The following is a 21,810-nucleotide window of genomic DNA, read 5'->3' on the forward strand; positions in this document are numbered from 1 at the left end:
CCGATCACGGCAATTGAGGGGCAGACTTATCGCCCTGGCCTTCTCGCAGTCGGGCGTCTCCCTTCAAGGAATCAGGGTCGTCGGGAAAGTTTCGAGCAGTGCGGATACCGAGCACGGCGGACAACACCAACATGCCGAACACGACGGCGAGAGCGTCGCGACGCGCAACACCATTCGCAGCTGCCAGCGCGAGCAAGGCCCCCCCGATACCCGTCCCGAGCGCTTGGCCCAACACGTCGCTCAGCTGAAGCGATGCGGTTGCCTCACCCTGGCGTCCAGCCGGCGCCTCGGACAGCGCGGCCAGCGCGGTGGTCGGATACGACAACCCCATCCCCAGACCTGCAGTTGCCCAGATGACTGCGACGACCGCAGTGGGAACGCCACGTACCAAGACCAGCGCAGCGCCGCCGGTTGCGATACCTACGGTTGCCACGCCGACGGTCACCATCGTTCGCCTCGCCCATCGGCCCGTGAGTCGTGCCTGAAGCCATGCGCCACAAGCCCAGAGCAGAGTGGCCGGTGTGAGCACAGCACCTACGGTCACCGAACTGAGATCCCGCACGCGGGTGAGCGAAAACGCGAGAAACGCGTTCGCCCCGAAGAATGCGAACGTCTCAAGCCAACGAGTTGCAACGATCGCCGGGAGGCCATGACGGGCGCGAGCCGTACCAGGTGGCGTGAGTGTTCGGAACGCCGGCAGACCCACGAGCAAGCCGATCGCTACGCATGGTCCGAGCACCAGAGCGCTCTTCGAACCCAAGCCTGTGATGATGAGCCCAGCGGCGATTGCGAGTGCGACGGCCGGCCCAATGGGCAGTGCGGTCGTCGGCTGAGAGGAAGAGGGGCGGAGCGTCCGCATAACGGGTAGTGAGATCGATGTCGCAACGATGGGCATAGCGATCAAGGCCAAGAAAACGAAACGCCATCCGACAGCGTCCGTGATCAGACCTGCGAGCGCCGGCGAGACCAACCCCGGGACAATCCAGGCGGTCGAGAGCAACGCGAACTGATGGGGCCGCTCCCGTTCTTCGAACGCTTGCCCGATCGTCACATACGCCGTGACGACCATTGCTCCGGCCCCAAGACCTTGTACGGCGCGTCCAGCGATGAACACTGGCATGGAGGGGGCCAAGCCGCACACGACCATGCCCGTTGTGAAGATCGAGAGGCCCACGATGAAGGGGAGCGCGGGGCCGTGACGGTCCGCGGCATGACCGACGATGACGACACCGACCAAGTTGGCGAGCATGAACGCTGCAAAGGTCCAGCCGTACAGATCAGTCCCACCGAGATCACGGGCGACTCGCGGAGCAACCGTGGTCACGGCCAACGCTTCGAAGGCCACGACCGCGACATTGAGCATCAACCCAATCGACAGTCGCCGCCGGGAAGGTCCCTCGATCACGGGTCGGGCTCCGCGAGTCCGATGAGCTCTACGACAGGCGGCATGAGTTGTCCGCAGTCGTCACCCCGTGACGCTGCGAGCGCGGCTGATCTCGGCGCTCTCCCCGCATGCGGGCTCTCCCAAGCTGGCGCACCTAGCACGTCGTCGGAGACACCATATCCTGCTTACCTTGCGATCGACAGAAGAACTCTATAGTCTCCGGTCGACTCGGTGCTCGTGAAGCCGACCGAAGGAGCCGAGCCTCATCAATAGCGGGATCTCGAGGTTGGGGAATGCACGTCATCGCGATCGAAGAGCACTTCATCACCCCGGAGGGGTTTGCACTCAGCGACGAACGGGTGAGCGTTCCGACACAACGGTGGGAAGAGCAGCTCGCGAGCTTGGGGGAGCGTCGCCTGGCCGACATGGACGCGGCCGGGATCGATGTCCAGGTGCTCTCGACCCCTCCGATCGGCGTCGAGGAACTTGATCCCGTCGACGCCATCCCGATGGCGAAGCAAGTAAACGACGTGCTCGCGAGCGCCATTGCAGAACATCCTGAGCGTTTCGCAGGGTTCGCTGTCCTGCCCATGCTGGACGCGACGGCAGCAGCAGATGAGCTGGAGCGAACGGTCCGCGAGTTCGGTTTCAAGGGTGCCCTGATCAACGGCCACACCCGCGGTCGCTTTCTCGACGACCAGGACTTCTGGCCTGTCTTCGAGCGCGCCGAGGCGCTCGAGGTGCCGATCTACCTCCATCCGACGCGTCCGCCTCAAAAGGTCGTTGAGGCCTATTACTCGGATCTCCCAGGAATGGTTGGAAATGCCCTGGCTCTGGCGGGCTGGGGTTGGCATTGCGAAACCGGCCTGCACATGCTTCGAATGGTGGTTGGCGGCGTCTTCGATCGATTCCCAAGCTTGAGCGTCATCATCGGCCACATGGGCGAGAACGTCCCGTTCTCGCTAGCTCGAGCGGACGAGATCCTCACTCCCTACGCGAACTTGCAGAAGCGAGTCGGCGACTACTTCCACGAGAACATCTACATCACGACCAGCGGGTATTTCACGTTCGCGCCGCTGTTATGCGCCCTCATGGTCCTCGGCGCAGATCGCATCCTGTTTGCCACCGACTATCCGTACAGCGACATGGCGGAGGGACGCGCATTTCTTGATGCCGCCCCCATCAATCCAACCGATCGCGAAAAGATCGCGCACGGGAACGCCGAACGGCTGCTCCGGATGTGAACCCGCATCGATAGAACGTGCCGTTGCCTGCCGTTCTTCGGGAAGGGGACTGATGGATGAGAGGCCACTAGATCGGGCTGAGGTAGTGGTCGTTGGTGGAGGGCACAACGGACTGATTTGTGCTGCGTACTTAGCTCGAGCGGGTCTCGACGTCTGCGTCGTAGAGAAGAACGAAACGTGCGGAGGTGCGCTCTACAGCACATCACGGGCTGGCGTCACGCTTGAGCTCGGAGCGGTCGACCATTCAACGATCGTGGCGTCGCCGATCCCAGAGGAGCTAGAGCTCGAGCGGCATGGCCTCGAGTACATCTACCGAACAAACAACGCGATGCACCTGTTCGGCGACGGAACCGAGATCGCGATTGCTGCAGATCCAAAGGACACGGCTCGCTCAATCGCACAGGTGGACGAGGCCGACGCGAGCGCGTGGTTCGAGTTGGTGGATCTCTCTCGCCGACTCATGGGCCTCACGGCCGAGTTGTCGAACGGTCGAAATGTTCCGATGTCGGTTGCGCTGCGCGCGGGTCGACTGGCGTTGGGACGGAAAGGCCGTCCGCTGATGGAGCTCGCGACGATGCCGGTCGCCGACTTAGCCCAGAAGTGGTTCCGCAGCCCTCACATGCGAGCCCTGGCCATCTTCCGCACGGCGTTCTCGGGCCTCCCCGCGTCGTATCCCGGAACCGGGGCCTTCTTTTGTCTCACCCCCGCAGGTCACGGGCGGCGGTACGCCCGGCCCAGAGGGGGATCTCCCGCGTTCGTAGCTGCGCTTGAGCGGGCCGTGACTTCGGCCGGCGGTCGAATCGAACCGGGATTTGCCGTGTCAACCGTCACGCAGCGGTCCGATGGGTGGGAAGTGCGATCGAGGCAAGGTTCCATGTTGCACGCGTCAAGGGCGGTGGTATCGGCGATCCCGCCGCAGGATCTGGTCTTGGACATGATCCAGCCTCATGACGCGATTCCGGCGAAGCTCCGCCAGCGTTTCGAACGCGTCGAGGTGGTAAGCGGGAACCTCAGCCAGTTCGGTATTGCCTCGGTGCTGAGAGAGCGCCCCGATCTTGGCGTCGTTGAGGGCAGCGGGTTCGAGGGCTCGATGTTGTGGCTTCTGGCGGATCCGTCCGCCGCGTTGGAGTCTCAGGCCGCCGCGTTGACAGGAGATCTTGCGCCAAGGCCGAGCGTGATCGTGACCATTCCTTCGATCGTCGATGTGTCTCTTGGGAAACCCCCGAACGCTTCGATGTGGATCAACAGCTTCATGGCCCACCAACTCGACCGAGTAGGCGGTTGGGAGTCAGCGCGCGCGGAGGCTGCCGACACGGTCTGGGCCACCATCGAAGCGTGCCTGCCCGGGCTGAGGGACCGCGTTACTGAGTCGATACTGATGACGCCGGATGACCTCAGCGCGCGCACGGGCGCAACCAACGCCGCAACCCATCTCGCTCCGACGTTGGATCAACTGCTCGGCGACCGTCCGGTGCGCGGAAGCGCACAGCATCGCTTGGGAGTGCCGGGGATTTATCTCACCGGTGCGGGGACGCATCCAGGGCCGAGCGTCAGCGGCTTGCCTGGCCGCGCGTGCGCTGAAGCGGTGCTTGCTGATCTCGCCCGCAGTAATGGTCGAGGTCGTCGCGCCCAGCGAGCGCGATGGATGGGTGCGGAAAGGTCGCGGGCGAGGAACCTCGTGAGACTGACGCGGCAGGTACGCAGCGGCTGACGAGCTGCGTCCGTGCTGGGGGGGCACTGCGTTGTGACGTGGTCTAGACCGAGGCCGAGAGCTCGGAAAGCCGGGCTACCGCAGGTGCACACGAGCGCTCGATCCAGGCGGCTGGCTCTTCGTTTGGTGGCATTACCTTGACGGACTGGATGCCGAGCACGGCGTAGTTCGTCATCTCTTCGACGAAGGTATCGACGTCGTCGGCAAGCAGGGTCTCTCCGTTGTACAGGATCGTCTTGCGGATGGCGCTGTAGTCGCGGCCAACGTCATCACAATGCCTCCGCAACACATCGAGTTTGTGCGCGACGACCTCAGGCGAAGCCGGGAGCAAATTGCACGCGTCCGCGTATTGGGCGACCAACCGAAGCGTCTTTTGCTCGCCACTACCCCCGACGAGGACCGGCGGACTGGGCACGCTCAACGGCGAGGGCGAGCACAGGGTTTCGTCAAGCTGGTAGTAGCGCCCTCGGAACGGGCCATTGTTTCTCGGGTCCCACATCTGGCGGCAGAGCTGAAGCACTTCCTCCAACCGCGCGAAACGCTCGGTCAATGGCGGGAGTGGCACACCGAGACCGCGGTGCTCCCGCTCGTACCAGGCTGCCCCGATCCCCAGGGCCGCCCGACCACCGGACAGCACGTCGAGGGTTGATACGACCTTGGCAAGAAGTCCTGGGTGTCGATAGGTGACGCCGGTCACGAGTAGGCCCAGTTGCACGCTCGACGTGTTCGCCGCGAGGAAGCCAAGGGTGGTGTAGCCCTCGAGCATGGGGTCCTCCGCCGCGCCCATGCGGTCGATCTGGAAATAGTGGTCCATGACGGACAGCCAGGTGGCGCCAGACGCCTCTGTTGCCTCGGCAATGTGGACAAGCTCGGAGACGATCGTGGATGTGGAGCCGCGAAAGGTGAATACGGGGATGTGAATGCCGAGTTCCAATGAGCCTCCTGGATCCAGGCTACCGAAGGCTCAACTTGAGCTGGGTAGGCACGGTAGGGGCGAGCACCGTACAGATGCGTGTGCCGAACATCTCGTCATGATTGTGGAGGCTGCTGGTGCACATTGCCCGGACCGCTGTCCATCGGTGCCGATCGTGGTCAAGATGGCGGATTCGGTCGGCAACGAAGGCGGAGGGTTGGGCCAGACGCAAGGATAGGGCGGCGCATCCTCGACTCCCTCGCTCGAAGAGCAAGGGGAAGAGTGCGCCGCCCTACCGCTGATCTACTCCGCTGGGAGCTCGCCGATGACGCCCTCCACAAACAACGTGGACATCTCTTCAAGATCGGCGGTCTCGCCAGCTGCTACGACGACCGTTCCGTCTTGCCGATTGATGGGGCCTCCGAATACTACGAACGACCCATCGGCGATTTCCTTCTGCTTGGCCTTGATCTCCGCACGAACGTCCGCGGGAACATTCTTCTTGCTGATGAAGATCTTCACCAAGCCGTCAGCCGTGCTGCCGAAGTAGCCCTCTGCACTCCATGAGTCGTCCATGACAGCCTCCGCCCTCGCCACGAAGTAGGGACCCCACTTCGCATAGGGCGCGGCGAGGAACGTCTCCGGCCCGAACTGCTGGACCTTAGGATCGCTGTGACCCATCCACGGCAAGTCCTCATCCAGCGCCACCTGGGCCGCCGCAGGCGACCCGGTCTGCTGCACGATGAGTTCGGCCCCTTCGTCGATGAGTGCTTCGCTTGCCTGCTGGTCCGCAGTTGGGTCATCGAAGTCGTTGGTGAACACGACCTGCACTGTCGCTTCTGGATTCACCGAACGAGCACCAAGGGTGAACGCATTGATGTCCCAGACAATGATCGGGATGGCGAACGGTGCAATCATGCCGTACTTACCCGACGGGACTTCCCGAGCAGCGAGAACACCTGCGAGGTAGTAGGCCTCGAATCGTGCATAGTCGTACGTATTGAGGTTGTCAGCCTGCTGGAACCCGAGCAGATGCTCAAACTTGACGTCGGGATAGTCCGCCGCCGCCGCAAGGACTTGGTCTCCGTATCCGAAGGACTGCGCAAAGATCAAGTCGAAGCCCTCATCCGCGAGCCTCGCGAAGGTCTGTTCAGAGCCAGGCCCTTCGGGGATGTCATCGACCGCTTCGACCTCCGCGCACGGGAGCTTCTTCTGCAGGTACCGTTCGCCGGTCTTGAGACCGCCCTCGAAACCTGGCAGCGAAGCGTCGCCTTCGTAAACCATTGCGACCCGAATGCACGGCTCGTCGTTAGGGCCGGCGACCGCGACGCCACTGCCGGCAGCACTTAGGACGAGCGCTAAGGCAACTGCAATGCCAATTGCCGACGCGCACTTGCCCTTACCTCTTGAAACTCCCACAGGTTCTCCCCCCAAACCAAATTCTTCGTTTGCCGCGTTCAGGCCGAGCCCCCGTGTCCAGCCCTCCAGTCGCACTGGTCGGGACGACCAAGCGCCGTCCGGAACGGAACTTCGGACGAGCTTGCACCCACCCGCCGCCGTCTGGCACCGACGAAATTGATATCACGGCTTGCTCGCGATCGCAACTCAGTCACTATATGATCTGGCCGCACGGGAGTGCTGGGTGGCCCGGGCCGCTGAGGTCCGAAATAGGGGGACTGCTTGCATGTATGCAGCACGCTGGCCGTCATCTGACCAGATTGTCCCTGTAACTCGCGCTTGGTCGGCGCCCTTCGCAGCGCAGGCTTTCCAAGTGGATGTCGGGGTCGGCACCTCGAAGGCCGCGGTGTGTTCGCCTCGAAGGCGAAGAACTCACGACGGGTGGATCCGGAGTATGTCAGTTTTGCGACGGCGGATCGTTCAGCGGCATGCCTTGCAGGTCCGCGGACGGCAGGGAAATCATGTCGGGTCCTGAAGATACAGCGATCGAGGCTATCGGGGTCGACAAGTCGTTCGGCTCGAACCACGCGGTGCGGGGCATGGATTGGGCGGTGCGGCAGGGCGAGGTCCACGCGCTCCTCGGTGAGAACGGTGCTGGGAAGTCGACACTCTGTTCGATCCTTGCCGGCTTGTACCAACCCGATAGCGGGCACATTCGCATCCATGGGGAGCAGCGGGTGCTCTCGAGCCCGCATGACGGCCTCGCGTACGGGGTCGGAATGGTCTACCAGGAGTTTCGCCTCGTCCGGTCGCTAACGGTTGCCGAGAACCTAGGTCTAGCTGCTCCTGATACCGGGGTGTTCGTTCGTCGCCGGGAGCTCGAGCAACGAGCGGCGGCGTTGGTCGAACAGTTTGGCTTGGCGATACCTCAGCGAGCTCGGGTCGGAGACCTCTCGATGGGTGAGCAGCAGCGCGTCGAGATCCTCCAGCTCCTCGTCCGCGATGCTGGAGTGCTGATCCTCGATGAGCCCACATCGGTACTGACTCCCCAGGAGGCCGACGCTCTCTTCAAGACGGTGAGGTCACTTGCGGATTCGGGTCGAAGCGTGGTGCTGGTGTCCCATAAGTTGGACGAGGTCTGCCATGTCGCGGACCGCATCACGGTCCTGCGGGATGGTCGGAAGGTTGGGCAGGTTCAGGCCGACGAGCTCGAGCCCCGAGCGCTTGCCCGGCTCATGGTCGGACGCGAGATCAAGCCGGCATCGAGGACCCGAACCGCACGGAAAGATGCAGTGGCATTGGAAGTCGAGGGGCTTCGGGTCGCCGACGATCGCGGCCGAGAGACTGTGTGCGGAGTGGATCTGGTCGTCCACCGCGGTGAGATCCTCGGCATTGCTGGTGTGTCCGGGAATGGTCAGCGTGAACTAGCGGAAGCGATTGCGGGCACCCGACGCTCGACTGCCGGGACGATCCGAGTCGGAAGCTCGCAAATCGATGTGACTCGGTTTTCAGTGACGGAGCGGGCACGCGTCGGGGTGGCCTACGTGCCAGACGATCGCCTGCACACGGGGACCGCAGCAGGTCTGCCGGCGTGGGTCAACCTGTCCTTGCGGAACTTTTGGCACAGCACCTACCTTCGCGGCCGTCTGCTGATGACACGTCGTCTTCGAGCAAACGCCGACACGCTCATTGGGAAGTTTTCGGTCAAAGGTGTCTCGCGAGACGGACCAGTACGTCAGCTCTCCGGCGGCAATCTTCAGCGCCTCATCCTCGCGCGCGAGTTCGAACACGAGCCCGATGTAGTCGTTGCGGCCTCGCCGACGAGAGGATTGGACGTCGGGGCGGTCGTCGCGACTCATCAACTGCTGTTTCAGAGATGTGAAGCAGGAGCAGGCGTACTTGTGATCTCTGAGGATCTCGATGAGCTGCTCTTGATCTCAGATCGCATCGCCGTGCTGTACGAGGGACGCGTTGTAGGCGAATGCGCTCCCGAAGACATCGATGTCGAGACGCTGGGTGCCTGGATGTCTGGTCATCGAGCGCAGATTGACGAGGCGGTACCACACTCCAACGTCGAACACGGTGCGGCTGCGCTCGGGCTCGTGTCGGACGAGGCGTCGCGTTGACGATCGGTGGGCTGATCCTTCAGGTCCAGCGTCGCGAATCGCCGTCGCGGGCCTTGAAGATTGCGATACCAGTGCTGGGCACGCTGGCTGCGCTCGTGGTGGGCGCGTTCCTCCTCGTGCTCGAGGGTGGCTCGCCTTCGCCATTCACCGTGTACCGAGAAGGACTCGAAGGGGCGTTTGGCAGTTCGTTCGCGGTCCAGGAATCGCTCCTCACCGCGGTGCCCCTCGTCCTGACCGCGGGCGCCGCGGCAGTCGCGTTCCGCGCTTCGATCTACAACATCGGCGGCGAAGGCCAGATGTATGTCGGCGCGATCGCTGGCGCCTTCGTCGGATTGACGTTCGGTGACGATCTCGCTGGGATCGTCGTCATCCCACTCGTGCTCGTCGGCGGCGTCGTGGCAGGTGGCTTCTGGGCGCTGCTCGCGGCGATACCGAAGGCCCGTTGGCAGGTCAACGAGGTCTTGCCCACCTTGATGCTCAACTTCGTCGCGCTCAACTTGATGAATTACTTCATCTTCGGCACGACAAGCATCTTCAGGGATCCGGTCACGAGCACATTCCCAGCGGGAGCCCATCTACCCGATCCGGCAAGACTCCCTGTATTAACCGACCGCCTCGATCTCTCGGTCCTCATTGCACCCGGCGCCATCTTGCTTGTAGCTGCGCTGCTGACATGGACGCGTTGGGGCTTTGCGCTTCGCATCACAGGCGACTCACCGTCGACTGCGAGATACGCCGGGGTGCGACTTCCGCGCATGATCCTGACCGTGATGTTCACCTCCGGCGGCCTCGCCGGCTTGGCCGGCGCAGTTCTCGTTGCGGGCAGAGTGGGCGCCCTCGAACCTCGAACGCTCGCTGTGAACCTCGGATACCTCGGGATCGTGGTCGCGGCGCTCTCGCGGTTGAACCTCGTCGCAGTCATTCCGGTTGCCGTTCTCTTCGGAGCTCTCGATACGGCGAAACCGTCGATGCAAGTTCTCGGGGTTCCGGACGCGCTCATCCTCGTGATTGAGGGTTCGATCCTGTTCTTTGTGATTGTTGGAGATTTCTGGCTTCGCCACACCATCGCCATCACCCGACGCGAAAGTGACCACGACCACTCGGTTGCCCTTGCCGGTGCGCCTCTCGAGGGCACAAGTCGGTCCGCTCGACCCCTCGAGACTGCGGACTCTGAAAAATGAACGACGGGCTGTTCGTGACACTGGTCGTCGCTGGTGTCAGCTTCGGGACGCCGCTCGCGCTCGCAGCTTTGGGGGAGTTGATCTCGCAGCGTTCCGGTGTGCTCAACATCGGCGTCGAAGGCACAATGCTGATCGGTGCGATCTTCGCGTTCTGGGCGACCTCCGCGACCGAGAGTCTGCTGGTTGGATTTCTCGCCGGAATAGCAGCCGGCGCACTCGTCGGAGTCATCTTCGCCATCGCGGCGGTGGGTTTCAAGGCGAACCAGATGGTTCTCGGGTTTGCGCTGTTCCTCACCGGTCTCGGGCTCTCCAGTTACATTGCTACAGCGGCTTCTCTGACAGGTACACGCGCGCCGAGTCATCTTGGTCCGCTGATCTCAGGTGGGATCACCGATTGGCCGTTCTTCGGCCCCGTTCTTTTCGGACAGGATCTTCTCGTCTACGTGTCTTGGATCCTGGTCGCGGCTGCGAGCATCTATCTCCATCGCACACGCCCGGGTCTTGCGCTCCGCGCAGTTGGCGATGATCCAGCCGCGGCTGACAGCCTGGGCATCCGTGTCAACCGGGTGCGTGTCGCCCATGTCGCTGTCGGGTCTGCAGCCGCGGGGCTCGCGGGTGCCTACATCTCGCTCGGGCTCATTCCTGCATGGAGCGACAACATCACGGGCGGAGGTGGATGGGTCGCGTTGTCGCTCGTGATCTTGAGCGGCTGGCGGCCCTGGCGCGTGCTCCTGGCGGCATACATCTTCGGAGCAGCGACGAGGTTGGCCTTTACGTTCCAAGTCCGTGGCATCGGCATTCCCCCCGAGCTCTTGGACATGCTCCCCTATGTCCTCGCGTTCGCACTGCTAATCGCGACGTCGGTTGGATCTGGTCGAGTGGGGGCAGAGCCGACGGCGCTGACCAAGCCCTATTCGCGAGAGGGATCCTGAGCGAGCCGTGTCGCATTGCATGCGCAGCAGACGCCCTCCGGTCTTCGCCCTCTGACGTGAAGAGGGATACCGGTCGCGATGAGTGACGTCGAGAGAGGACCGATCGGAGGGCTCACCGGTCGCACCGTCGTCGTGACGGGTGGCGGAGGCGGGCTAGGGCACGTGACGTGCGTTCGATTCGCGCAGCAAGGTGCCGTCGTGGCCGTGACAGACGTCGACGGCCGCGCAGCAGAGACGACTGCAAGCGTCTTGAACGACGCCGGGGGATCCGCACATGGATTCGAGCTCGACGTCAGCGACGCCGATGCCGTTCAGAGAGCCTTCGATGCGATCGCAGAGCAGCTGGGTGCGCCCAATGTCCTGGTCACACTTGCCGGAGGAAGCCTCGGAACACCGCGCGATCTGGCGGAGATCTCGACGGACGACTTCGACCTTGTGGTTGATGTCAATCTGCGGGGAACCTTCTCATGTTGCCAAGCGGCAGTTCCCCACATGATCGAAGCGGGTGGCGGTGCCATCGTCACGGTGTCGTCGATCGGCGGTCGAACGAACTCGCCCGTCACGGGAGTGCCGTATGCCGCCGCGAAGGCCGGTGTCCTCGGCCTGACGAGGCGCCTCGCGCGCGAAGTGGGCCCATTCGGCATCCGAGTCAATGCGGTAGCACCAGGCCTCTTCTTGTCCGGTCCTCGCCTAGTCGGCATGTGGGAAAGCCTCAGCGGCGAGGAGAAGCGGGAAGTGCTGGACTCGATTCCACTTTCACGAATGCCGGAGCTCCATGAGGCTGCGGACCCGATCTTGTTCCTTGCGAGCGATGCTGCGAGCTACATCACCGGAACGGTCATCGACGTCAACGGCGGGCGGTTCATGGCAGGGTGACACGACGCGCATCTCACGCTCCAGGCTCGAGCGCATGAAGGGGCCGGGATCGGTTCGGTTCTCGGCGTCGTGGCAGCACGATCCAATCCACTCTTATGCGTGACTTCAGCGAGGCGCGGGGGTCGCATGATGTCCTGTTGGCGGTCGCAAGAAATCCGGTATACCGTGCCCCGCGACCGGGTGCCGTATTGGTGAGTCCTCGTCGGCAATCTCAATCGGGGGAGCGAATGCCAGCAGCACTTGAACCCGTCGAGCAGGAAGACATCGCCCTCGAAGTAAACGGCGAGCGTGTCGAGCACCGCGTGCCCGTTCGTCGGCTGCTCGCCGACTTCCTCAGAGACGACCTCGGGCTCACGGGTACTCATCTCGGGTGTGAACACGGCGTCTGTGGCGCGTGCACGGTGGTGATGGATGGCGCGGCAGTGCGCTCGTGCCTCATCCTGGCCGTGCAAGCCGACGGACGACACGTGTCGACGGTAGAAGGTCTTGCGCCGGCCGGGTCTCTGTCAGATCTGCAGGAGGCCTTCCGCGCGTGTCACGCCCTGCAATGCGGCTTCTGCACTCCAGGCTTCTTGATGACCCTGCACGCCGAGGATCCCGCTGAGTGGCAAGGCGAGGATCGAATCCGAGAGTTGCTCTCCGGAAATCTGTGTCGATGCACGGGCTACTCCACGATCGTCGACGCAGTAAAGGCGGCATGGGCGTCGGATTCCCCGGCGGCATCGAGCGGGAAGGGTGGAGCATGACTGCAGATCTCGAGCTCGGCTTGCAGATCCGCCGTTCATTGATCGGGGCGCCCGGGCAGCGCCGCGAGGATCAAGCGTTGCTCGACGGTACGGCAACCTTCGTCGCCGACGTCCGTATACCGAGGCTCGTCGATGCCGCATTCGTGCGAAGCCCCTACGCACACGCGACCATCGACAACGTCGATCTCGACGCGGCGCGCGACCGTCCTGGTGTCCAATTTGCGGGCACTGCCGCAGATCTGGTTGGTGTTCAGGAGTTTCCGCAGTTCCTTCATTTCCTCAAGAACGTCCACCTGTTTCCGCTCGCGCGTGACCGTGTGCGCTACGTGGGCGCGCCAGTTGCGGTCGTCGTCGCCGACGACCGATATCTCGCTGAGGACGCCACGATGGATGTCGTCGTGGATTACACAGAGCTACCAGTCGTTGCATCGCTGGAAGAGTCGATCGCCCCCGACTGCACGAAGCTGTACGACGACTGGCCGGACAACAAGCTCCTGTTCTTTCCGCACTCCAGTGACGAGGTTGCGCAGGCCTTCGAAAAGTATCCATCGGTGAAGACCGCATTCCGGAGTCAACGCCAATCCGCGAATCCGATCGAAACCCGTGGGGTAGTCGCTGAATACCGCGGCGGCCGAATCACCGTCTGGTCATCGACGCAGGCACCACACATGCTTCGTTCCACCCTGTCATTCACGCTCGGTCTCTCAGAATCACAGATACGCGTGATCGCCCCCGATGTTGGTGGCGGCTTCGGGGCCAAGCTCCACCAATATCCGGAAGAAATCCTTGTCGCTTGGCTCGCGATGACACTCCGGCGCCCTGTCCGATGGATCGAGGATCGATCTGAGCACATGGTTACCGCGGTGCACGCGCGCGACCAGTTGATGGAAGTGGAGGCGGCCTACGACGAGCGAGGCCACATCCAAGCAGTGCGATGCAATCTCGTGACCGATGTCGGTTCCGGCGAGATCTTCGCGCCCGGCACGGCAACCAGTCTGGTGTCAGCCGGCGTACTCACTGGCCCATACAAGATCCCCTACAGCGACGTGAACATCAACTGTGCGGTCACGAACAAGACGCCGAGCGGCGCATATCGCGGCTTCGGATCACCCGAGTCGGTCTTTGCGATCGAGCGCACGATCGAACGTGTCGCGCAGGCTGTGGGTAGGGATGCGAATCACTTGCGCGAAGAGATGTTGGTCAAATCGGAAGACTTGCCGTACACGATTCCAAGTGGGGGGATCCTGGATTCCGGTAGCCACGTGGAGTCGTTCAAGCGGGCCGTCGAGCTGACGGAGGAGCTGGCCGCAAAGGCGCGAGAGGGAAACGCGTCCAAGCGCGAGGTGCGTGTCGGCGTCGGCTACTCGTCCTATATCGAAGCGACTGCTCCAACCCATTTCGGCACGAGCGGCGTGTGGACGGCCTATGACGCCGCCAAGATCCACATCACCCCCGACGGCGGGGCATTGGTGTCTGTCGGCGCCGCGGCGATTGGCCAGGGCACCGAGACCATGGTGGCGACAATGGCGGCCGATGCTCTCGAAATCCCGATCGAGAAAATCAGCGTTGCGCTCGGGGACACAGATTCCTGTCCGTACGGCCTCGGAGCGTGGGGTTCGCGCAGCGCGGTAGTGATGGCCGGATCAGTCGTGAAAGCGGCGCGTTTGATCCGCGAGAAGGCCGCGGCGATTGCTGCGAACCTCCTCGAGGCAGACCCGGCCGATGTGGTCTTGGAGGGCGGCTCGTTCCATGTCAAGGGGAGTGCCACGCCCGCAGTCTCGCTCGGCGACGTAGCAATGGCGGCGTATGGGCGAACAATGTCGCTGCCCGAGGGTATGGATCCGGGTCTCGACGTGACCGTCACGTTTGACCCGCCGGACGTGACCCACTTCCCGGATTCACACGGAAAGATGAACGCGGCTGCGACCTGGTCGAACGCAAGTCACGGCGCGGTCGTCGAAGTGGACCTGGTGACTGGCGTGATCAGCGTCGTGGACTACGTCGTTGTGCACGACTGCGGCACGCTCATCAACCCAACAATCGTGACCGGTCAGATCCAGGGCGGAGTCGCACAAGGCATCGCGGGCGCTCTCTATGAGCACCTTTGTTACTCAGATACCGCACAACCGCAATCGGCATCGTTCATGGATTACCTCATTCCTACGGCGATCGAGATCCCGACCGTCACCGTTGACCACTTCGAGTCGCCAGCACCCGGCATCCCGCTCGGAGCCAAGGGTGCCGGAGAGTCTGGGACGATCGGAGCGCCAGCCGCTGTAGCTAATGCGGTGGCAAACGCGCTGTCGGAGTTTGACGTCAACATCACATCAACCCCAATCACCCCGGCGATGGTCCGCGATTGGGTGAGAGACGGTGTATTTGATCCGTGGGACATGGAAGTTGCACCAGGAGCGACTGCCTGATGAAGCCAGCCCCCTTCAAGCTCGTACGGCCCACAACGGTGGCTGAGGCGTGCGCCGCCCTCGCCGAGCACGGCGAAGACGCCCGAGTTCTGGCGGGCGGACAAAGCCTCGTTCCCACCATGAACTTTCGGTTGTCGCAGCCGACAGTGCTTGTGGATCTCGAGCGGGTCGAAGGCTTGGACTCCGTCTCCCGACGCAATGGCGATCTGGCAGTCGGTGCGATGGTCCGTCAACGGGATGCTGAACGCAATGACGTGATTCGAGAGGATGCGCCGCTCATCAGCGTGGCGCTTCCCTTCGTCGGACATGTGCAGAACCGCAACCGCGGCACCATCGGTGGGAGCATTGCTCATGCCGATCCCGCTGCTGAACTGCCTGCAGTGGCTATTGCGGCCGGTGCTCGAGTCCGACTCGTCAGCTCAGGGTCTGAGCGGGAGGTTCCGGCGCTCGACTTCTTCGAGGGTCCCTTCATGACCACCATCGAACACGGCGAGATTGTTACGGAGGTTGTGTTCCCAGCGCGGTCCGGAGTTCGAGTCTCTCTCCAGGAACTGGCGCGTCGGCATGGCGACTTCGCGATCGCTGGAGTCGCGGTGATTGTCGAATTGGACGGCGAGGGTGTCGTGTCGAACATCGGCAGCGGCGCGTTCGGCGTCACCTCTTCAGTGATCAAGCTCCCAGCCGTCGAGAGTGAGGTCGTGGGACGGCGCCTCGACGCAGCGACGATCAAGAACGCCGCTAGGGCGGCGGCGAACGAGCCTCAGCGCGTCACCGATGACACTCATGCGAGTGAAGCCTATCGACGCGAGCTCCTAGGAACGATGGTGGGACGCGCGCTTGCGGACGTCGCTGACTAAGGAAACAGAGCAGGGTGCAACATGAACGTGAGTAGTCGCTCACGATCAAGCGGGGCGGTGGACGTGCATGCCCACTACTTCCCGCCGGACTACGTGCGCCAGGCGCGTTCGCTCCTCGGCGATCCCGGGGTTCCACCTGATGCGACGGGCTTCCTCACATCGTACGAACCGTTGGACGCCGATCCTGCCTTCACGGCTGGGTTCGAAGAGCGGATCGCTCTGATGGACGCGGCGAACATCGCGATGCAGGTTCTCAGCTTCTCGGCGGGCAACGTCTGGCACCCCGATCAACGCGCGCGCGCTGCTCTCGTCGCGCGTTTTAACGACGGATGCATCGAAGCGATGGAACCCTACGGTGACCGTTTTCGCCTCTTCGCGAATGTGCCGCTTCCATTTGTCGACGCTTCGATAGCGGAAACGACCCGTGCCTTACACCTACCAGGCTTCGTAGGGGTTTCGGTCTGCACGCATTCGGCCGGTATTGGCATTGACGACGCGCGTTGGGACCCGCTCTACAAGCATTGGGACGAGTTGGGGATCACGGTATTCGTTCACCCCGACGGATTCTGCGCCCCGGACGTGATCGGCGGGCACTTCATGGGCTGGGCATTAGGCGCACCGTTCGACGACACGATCGCCGCAGTGAAGCTCATGATCTCCGGAGTGCTCGAGCGATTCCCGAACATCACCTGGATCATTCCGCACGCTGGCGGCGTTTTGCCCTTCCTGCTGGAGCGGGTCGACCGCATATGGGCGAGCTACGCACACCTGTTGCCCGAGGGCCCTCCTCCAAGAGACACCGTGCAGCGGCTGTTGTTCGACGTTGCCACCCCGGCCCCAGAAGCGGTGGCGCTCACCGCCGCGACCTTCGGAACCGAGCGGTTGATGATGGGAACCGACTTCCCGTTCGCAAACAGGCACGACCTGGCAGCCAATGAGCGCGTGATCATCGATGCTGGGATCTCTGGCGACGCCTACGAGAGCGTGCTCTTCGCCAACGCCATAGCACGCCTTGGTCTGGATCTGCCCGCATCGGCGCGTACGAATCTCCCGCGCTGACTGTCCCCCTGACGTGCGGGCGAGGTGGGGGCCCGGGTGAGCCCGGGCCCCCCCCCGCTTCCGCGTGGTCCTGGCTTTCCGGCGCGCAGATTGACCCGCTGCGATGGTCTATCGGATTGGTGGCGATCGCTAGCGAAAGCGAATACCATGACCGAGGACGCGACCGGCGGCGATCGGCGGCGATCTTGGGGGCCAAGTCGGTGCCGATCCTCCTCGCCATTCACCAACGACACCAGCCGAGTATCACGTCAGCCAACTTCAGGCGATGTACGGCAAGTGACGCTCGCGATCGTCTGACATCGACGATCATCCACAACGAGGGCGAGTCATGATCGTACAGCCTGCCGAGCATTCCGGCGATGCGGCCTTTGTCATTCTGCAGAACGATCACACCGCCTTCGCGGGTCAACTCGTTCGCCACTTCGGCAACGATCGCTTCGCGCCGCTTGAGCCCGCCGAGCTCGTTACGAGCTTGGTCGAATGGCACGACGAGGGTTGGACTGATCTCGACAAGCGGTTCCTGGCTGATCCCGATACTGGCCTTCCCTACAACCTTGCCAGCACGCCGATGTCTGAGTTATTGCCCACGGCGGAACTCACACCGACGCTTGGCGAGGCCCGGCATCCGTTCATCGGTCTGCTCTCCAGCATGCACAGTTGCGGCTTGTTCAACGGCCGCTATGGACTGGAGGACGCAGCACTCAGCGACAAGCTTCCGCCGCCGGCACGCAAGCGAGTAGACGCCCTGCTGACTGCCGAAGGCGAACGCCAGGAACGGCTGCGTGCGGAGCTTCTTGCCGATTCGACGACAGCGCATCTCGTCGACGACACACTCGTCTTGCGGACCTACAAGGCGCTTGAGTTCTTCGACATCTTTTCTCTGTACATGCAATGCGAGCATCCGTCACGCCACCAAGAGACTGTGATGCGGCACGTACCGGTCGATGTCGAGCCCGCGCACGATGTCACTATCACGGTCACTCCGCTCGGTCACGGTTCGTATCGCGTGTCGCCCTACCCGTTCGACATCGAACCCTTTATGCCTGCGACGACGGGCCGATACCTCTCACCGCAGCCCTCGGGAACCGACTTAAGGGCGCTTTGGTCGGCTGCCGATTCCGCCGAGCAACGCGTTCACCTCTGCGCGTGACGCAGGTGTTGGTAGCTCTGATGCCCTTGACCGATGCGAGATTCGTGCCGGTCTGCCAAGAGTTCGATCGTGGCTTCACGTCGATGCCGCTATGTGTGGAACCGCCGCCCTGTGTCCCGCGTACCCACACGTATGGCGCAATGCCTCATCGGTCGCCCAGTTGGACAGCGACGGAGCCTACGTAGGCTCCGAGAAACACTGAAAGGACCACTTCGATGGCGAAGCCGCGCATAGCGGTGTTCTCCGGACCGACCGCGACGATCACGAATACTCCCGATCTTGTGACGTCCAACCAGGCACGGACACGTCATGGCCTTCCACTTCTGACGGCGCCTGACGGTGGTCCGACTCGGTTCGACGTCCTCCGCGCGCAGAGACTGGCTGCGCCAGTCACGGTGTACGTCGAGGCCTGCAGCGCCCACCCGCTCGAAGCCGACTCGAACCATCTTTGCGCCGTGCCCGATGGGTGGCTCGATGATTCCGGAAGTTTCCAATCGGGAACCGCGCCCGCGGGCGCGACACCGGTCTACGTCGTCGAGCTCCGCCCCGAGGACGGTCTGTACCTTCTGCCGTACATGGCAAGAAAGGCGGACGGCTCGGCGTGGGAGGAAGCCACGGCGCAGCCATTCGCTCCCATCGCCGCCTCACGGCAGACCTTCTATCCGGATGCCAGCCGGTTGTACGAGGAGATCGACCGCTTCGGGCTCAGCGACCTGGGACGGCCAGTTGAGCTGTCGTCGGTCGCCGACTTCGACTTCATCCGTGCTGCGCCAGCCGGCGGGTACACACAAGGTCTCGGGGCAGAAGCGCGCACTGATGCCGGGGAAGGCGACATCCCACCAGAGCGCCTCGGAGAGGACTTCTTCGTCTACTACCCGTATCACCTCCGGCATGAGCCGACGCTCGCCACTCTGGCAAGGGCGACGAACACGGTTCAGACAAGGCTCGCGAGCGGAAGGTACATCGGCGCGCAGTGGCTGGAGGGCAGCCCCACAGCGGAGGAGACGATCTACTGGTTGAACCTTGTTGTCGACACGACCGTTCCGATCGTCGGTCATGCTGGGCAGCGCCGGCACCAGGCACTGAGCTGCGATGGGGACCGCAACATCGTCGACGGGATCAAGTACCTCACCTCAGGCGTGGCGACTGACAAGGACGGCCGGGACCGAGTCGGCGCGGTCGTCATCATCGATGAGTTGGTTTACTCAGCGCGCGAAGTAGCGAAAGTCGACGCGCGACCCGGCGGGTATGAAGCCACAGGCGGCCACGGCGGCGTCGTAGCGGATATGGGTGGCCACGGCCCGCCGCAACTCACGTATGTCCCCACGCGTCGCCACACTTACTGCTCGGACGTCCGTCTCTCTGTGCTTCCAAGCGAGGTGACGGGCGTTACTGGCTCGCTCGACGAGGGCGTCCTCGCGGTGCCGGTCGCCACGAAGCGCGACGATGTGAACCTTGAGTCGACAGCCATTCCGGTGGTTACCATCTCGAAGTACAGCGAGTACTCGCCGCCGCCAACGGGACCTGACGCATGGTCCGATCCAGCCGTTGAAGTCGAGATCCTTGCTCGCATTTCAGCGAATCTCATGAATGCGCCGCTCGCCGGCTTCGTGTGCGAGGGCATGTCGCCCTTTGCCATCGGTAGCCCCACGATGAACGCGGCCCTGTCCGTGGCGGTCTTCGCGGGCATGCCAGTCGTCCGTGTGGGCCGAGGGAACACCGGCGGTATGGCGCGCAAGACGGAGCCGATCTTCGTCGCAGGCAACAACCTCACGGCGACAAAGGCGCGGGTGTTGCTCATGGCAGCGATTCTGAAGCTCGGCGCGCTCCCACCCGCCGCCGATCCACGGCGTCCGACCGAACAGGAGCACGCTGCAACGTCACGGGCTGTCGGCCGCTACCAGGAGATCTTCGATACCCATTGATTCCACGATGGGACCACGATTCCCCGGTCGGTCCCGGGCGTCCGGCATCTCGATACGAGCGAACTGAAGCTGGGAATTGATCCCAAAATTGTCTTGTCCACCGGCAAGACGTCGTGTCCATCGGTGGTTGCTACGATCGCTCTCACCTGCTGAAACGGATGCTCCTATGGAGTGTCAAGCACGCTCGTTCGAGTCAGTTCGCGGTGGAGCTCACGGGCGACGTAGCGCTTGAGGCAGCGGATGATCTCGTGTTTCGTGCGGCCTTCTTTTGTGCGGCGTTCGACGTAGGCGCGGGTTCGTAGGTCCCATCGGAGTCGGCACAGCACGATGACGTAGATGGCGGTGTTGGCGGCTCGGTCGCCACCGCGGTTGAGTCGGTGCCGGTCGGTGTGGCCGCTGGAGGCGGGGATGGGCGCGACGCCGCACAGGTGCGCGAACGCGGCTTCGCTGCGAAGCCGCTCGGGATTGTCGCCGGCGGTCACGAGAAGCTGACCGGCGATGTCGGTGCCGACACCGTTGAGCGCAATCAGGTTGGGTGCGACGGTGGCGACGAGGGCCTCGAGCTGGGCATCGAGGCCCGCGATCTCATCGGCGAGCCGTTGGTAGCGGCGGGCCAGGGCGCGCAACGCCATCTTGGTTGCTTGGCTGGGCTCATTTGGAGGGCCGGGTCGGAATCGGGCGGCGGCGCGGATGAGCTCGACCAAGCGGAGATGGCGGAGCTGGTCACGAAGGTCGTCGGGTGCGGTCGACACGAGGCTCTGCAGTTGATTCGCGGCCTGGACGCGGGCCTTGACCGCAGAACGCCGCGCGACGCGCAGCACCCGAATGGCTTCGATGGGCCCGGTGCGGGTCTTGGGGATCCCGGTGGCGCGGCCGGCCTGAACCGCTCTCGCCGCCGCTTCGGCATCGATCGTGTCGGACTTGCCCTTTCGGCGACGGGTCTTGCGGTCAGGACGGTCGACCTCGACCACCCGGTGGCCGCGACCTGGAGATAGCGGGTCACCCCGGCACCCCACGCGCCGGTGCCTTCGATCCCGACCGCGTCGATCGCCCCCCAGCCCAACGCCCACCGCTCGAGGTGCTGATGACCCTGCCCGGTGGTCGCGAACGACTCGGTCGCCACCAGCTGCCTCGTCGAGGGCTGCGGCAACGTGCACTTCTTCGTGGGTGTCGATCCCCACCGTGACACGCACACGCTCGTCTGGCATCGTGGTCATGGCCATCCCTTTCATCGCACCGGTGATCGTGGACGGCACGCACCGCCGGGACAACGGACACGACAGTGATGGGCGGCCTGATGACGCAGGCTCCTATGAAGTCACGAACGCCCGGACTGGCGAGTACACACGGGAGTCCGACCCGGGCCGACGAATCCGTTTCAAGACCCCGACGTCAGTCAGCAGCTGGGTCAGGCCCGAGCCGGGCTCCCACCCAACATCCTCACTGTCAGCGGTGGACGTCGCCGGGCGTGCTCAGCCGCTCTTACAAGGCAGAGCGCGTGCAGTTCAATGTGACCATCGCTTCCTGGGAAACCAATCACGATCGAATCATGCGGTTGCTGGTGACGGCGTTCATGGTGGCGATGGCCGTCGTCTCGGCTGCGCTCTACAACGTGCTTGCGAATCGCTACGGCGGAGTGCGCCTCTTTGCTTCGGAGGCCGCGAACGAACCTCACCGGAGGAACCGAGCGTCGTCTGACCGGAACGACTCAACGGCGTGCGGAACGCGCGAAACGGGCGCGAGCCCCAAGCGAAAGCGCCCGAGCGCCGTCGCCTAACCGGTTCAAGCCGCGCGTCACAGGTGGCATATCGGCCATGATGGGGACATGGCCCCAACAACGGTTGATGAATCCGCGCGCTCGATCGAGCGATGGAGGGTTTCTCTC

The 21,810-nt window shown here is 63.4% G+C and carries 15 protein-coding genes and 1 pseudogene; 12 read left to right on the top strand and 4 right to left on the bottom strand.

All coding sequences use genetic code 11. The annotated features are described in order from the left end of the window. Window positions 1–4: 4 nt before the first annotated feature. On the bottom strand, window positions 5–1,363 hold the full coding sequence (locus WEE69_05900; protein ID MEX1144821.1) for an MFS transporter: 1,359 nt from the start codon (window positions 1,361–1,363) through the stop codon (window positions 5–7). 314 nt (window positions 1,364–1,677) lie between these two features. On the opposite strand from WEE69_05900, the gene WEE69_05905 reads away from it, so the two are divergent. Beyond that, window positions 1,678–2,628 carry an amidohydrolase family protein gene (locus WEE69_05905; protein MEX1144822.1) on the top strand — a complete coding sequence of 317 codons (951 nt, stop codon included), beginning with the start codon at window positions 1,678–1,680 and terminating at the stop codon, window positions 2,626–2,628. Window positions 2,629–2,680: 52 nt separating this feature from the next. Further along, on the top strand, window positions 2,681–4,339 hold the full coding sequence (locus tag WEE69_05910) for an NAD(P)/FAD-dependent oxidoreductase (protein MEX1144823.1): 1,659 nt from the start codon (window positions 2,681–2,683) through the stop codon (window positions 4,337–4,339). 43 nt (window positions 4,340–4,382) lie between these two features. Here WEE69_05910 and WEE69_05915 read toward each other — a convergent pair whose 3' ends face one another. Continuing rightward, window positions 4,383–5,273 carry an LLM class F420-dependent oxidoreductase gene (locus WEE69_05915; protein ID MEX1144824.1) on the bottom strand — a complete coding sequence of 297 codons (891 nt, stop codon included), beginning with the start codon at window positions 5,271–5,273 and terminating at the stop codon, window positions 4,383–4,385. 282 nt (window positions 5,274–5,555) lie between these two features. Further along, a complete protein-coding gene (locus WEE69_05920; GenBank protein MEX1144825.1) occupies window positions 5,556–6,686 on the bottom strand; it encodes a BMP family ABC transporter substrate-binding protein in 1,131 nt (376 codons plus the stop codon). A 485-nt stretch (window positions 6,687–7,171) separates the two neighbouring features. Between WEE69_05920 and WEE69_05925 the strand changes: the two genes are divergently transcribed. The 10 genes from WEE69_05925 to WEE69_05970 all read left to right on the top strand — a co-directional run bounded on the left by WEE69_05925 (window position 7,172) and on the right by WEE69_05970 (window position 19,925). Further along, entirely contained in the window at window positions 7,172–8,776 is a 1,605-nt protein-coding gene (locus WEE69_05925; GenBank protein MEX1144826.1) for an ABC transporter ATP-binding protein, read from the top strand. 71 nt (window positions 8,777–8,847) lie between these two features. Beyond that, window positions 8,848–9,957, top strand: coding sequence for an ABC transporter permease (locus WEE69_05930; protein MEX1144827.1), 1,110 nt, complete (start codon window positions 8,848–8,850; stop codon window positions 9,955–9,957). Continuing rightward, entirely contained in the window at window positions 9,954–10,889 is a 936-nt protein-coding gene (locus WEE69_05935; protein ID MEX1144828.1) for an ABC transporter permease, read from the top strand. The genes WEE69_05930 and WEE69_05935 overlap by 4 nt, the downstream gene beginning before the upstream one ends. A gap of 78 nt (window positions 10,890–10,967) precedes the next feature. Then, entirely contained in the window at window positions 10,968–11,765 is a 798-nt protein-coding gene (locus WEE69_05940) for an SDR family NAD(P)-dependent oxidoreductase (protein ID MEX1144829.1), read from the top strand. Window positions 11,766–11,992: 227 nt separating this feature from the next. Further along, window positions 11,993–12,511 carry a (2Fe-2S)-binding protein gene (locus tag WEE69_05945; protein MEX1144830.1) on the top strand — a complete coding sequence of 173 codons (519 nt, stop codon included), beginning with the start codon at window positions 11,993–11,995 and terminating at the stop codon, window positions 12,509–12,511. After that, entirely contained in the window at window positions 12,508–14,934 is a 2,427-nt protein-coding gene (locus WEE69_05950; protein ID MEX1144831.1) for a xanthine dehydrogenase family protein molybdopterin-binding subunit, read from the top strand. The genes WEE69_05945 and WEE69_05950 overlap by 4 nt, the downstream gene beginning before the upstream one ends. Continuing rightward, complete coding sequence (locus WEE69_05955) at window positions 14,934–15,791, top strand: xanthine dehydrogenase family protein subunit M (protein ID MEX1144832.1); 858 nt, start codon at window positions 14,934–14,936, stop codon at window positions 15,789–15,791. The genes WEE69_05950 and WEE69_05955 overlap by 1 nt, the downstream gene beginning before the upstream one ends. Before the next feature lie 57 nt (window positions 15,792–15,848). Further along, a complete protein-coding gene (locus WEE69_05960; protein MEX1144833.1) occupies window positions 15,849–16,850 on the top strand; it encodes an amidohydrolase family protein in 1,002 nt (333 codons plus the stop codon). A 328-nt stretch (window positions 16,851–17,178) separates the two neighbouring features. Then, window positions 17,179–18,000, top strand: coding sequence for a DUF3891 family protein (locus WEE69_05965; protein MEX1144834.1), 822 nt, complete (start codon window positions 17,179–17,181; stop codon window positions 17,998–18,000). 215 nt (window positions 18,001–18,215) lie between these two features. After that, complete coding sequence (locus WEE69_05970; protein MEX1144835.1) at window positions 18,216–19,925, top strand: asparaginase domain-containing protein; 1,710 nt, start codon at window positions 18,216–18,218, stop codon at window positions 19,923–19,925. A 164-nt stretch (window positions 19,926–20,089) separates the two neighbouring features. On the opposite strand, the pseudogene WEE69_05975 reads toward WEE69_05970, so the two are convergent. After that, a pseudogene (locus WEE69_05975) lies at window positions 20,090–21,133 on the bottom strand (IS110 family transposase). Window positions 21,134–21,810 lie beyond the last annotated feature (677 nt).

Source organism: Acidimicrobiia bacterium (assembly GCA_040881685.1).
Taxonomy (GTDB): domain Bacteria; phylum Actinomycetota; class Acidimicrobiia; order IMCC26256; family PALSA-555; genus SHVJ01.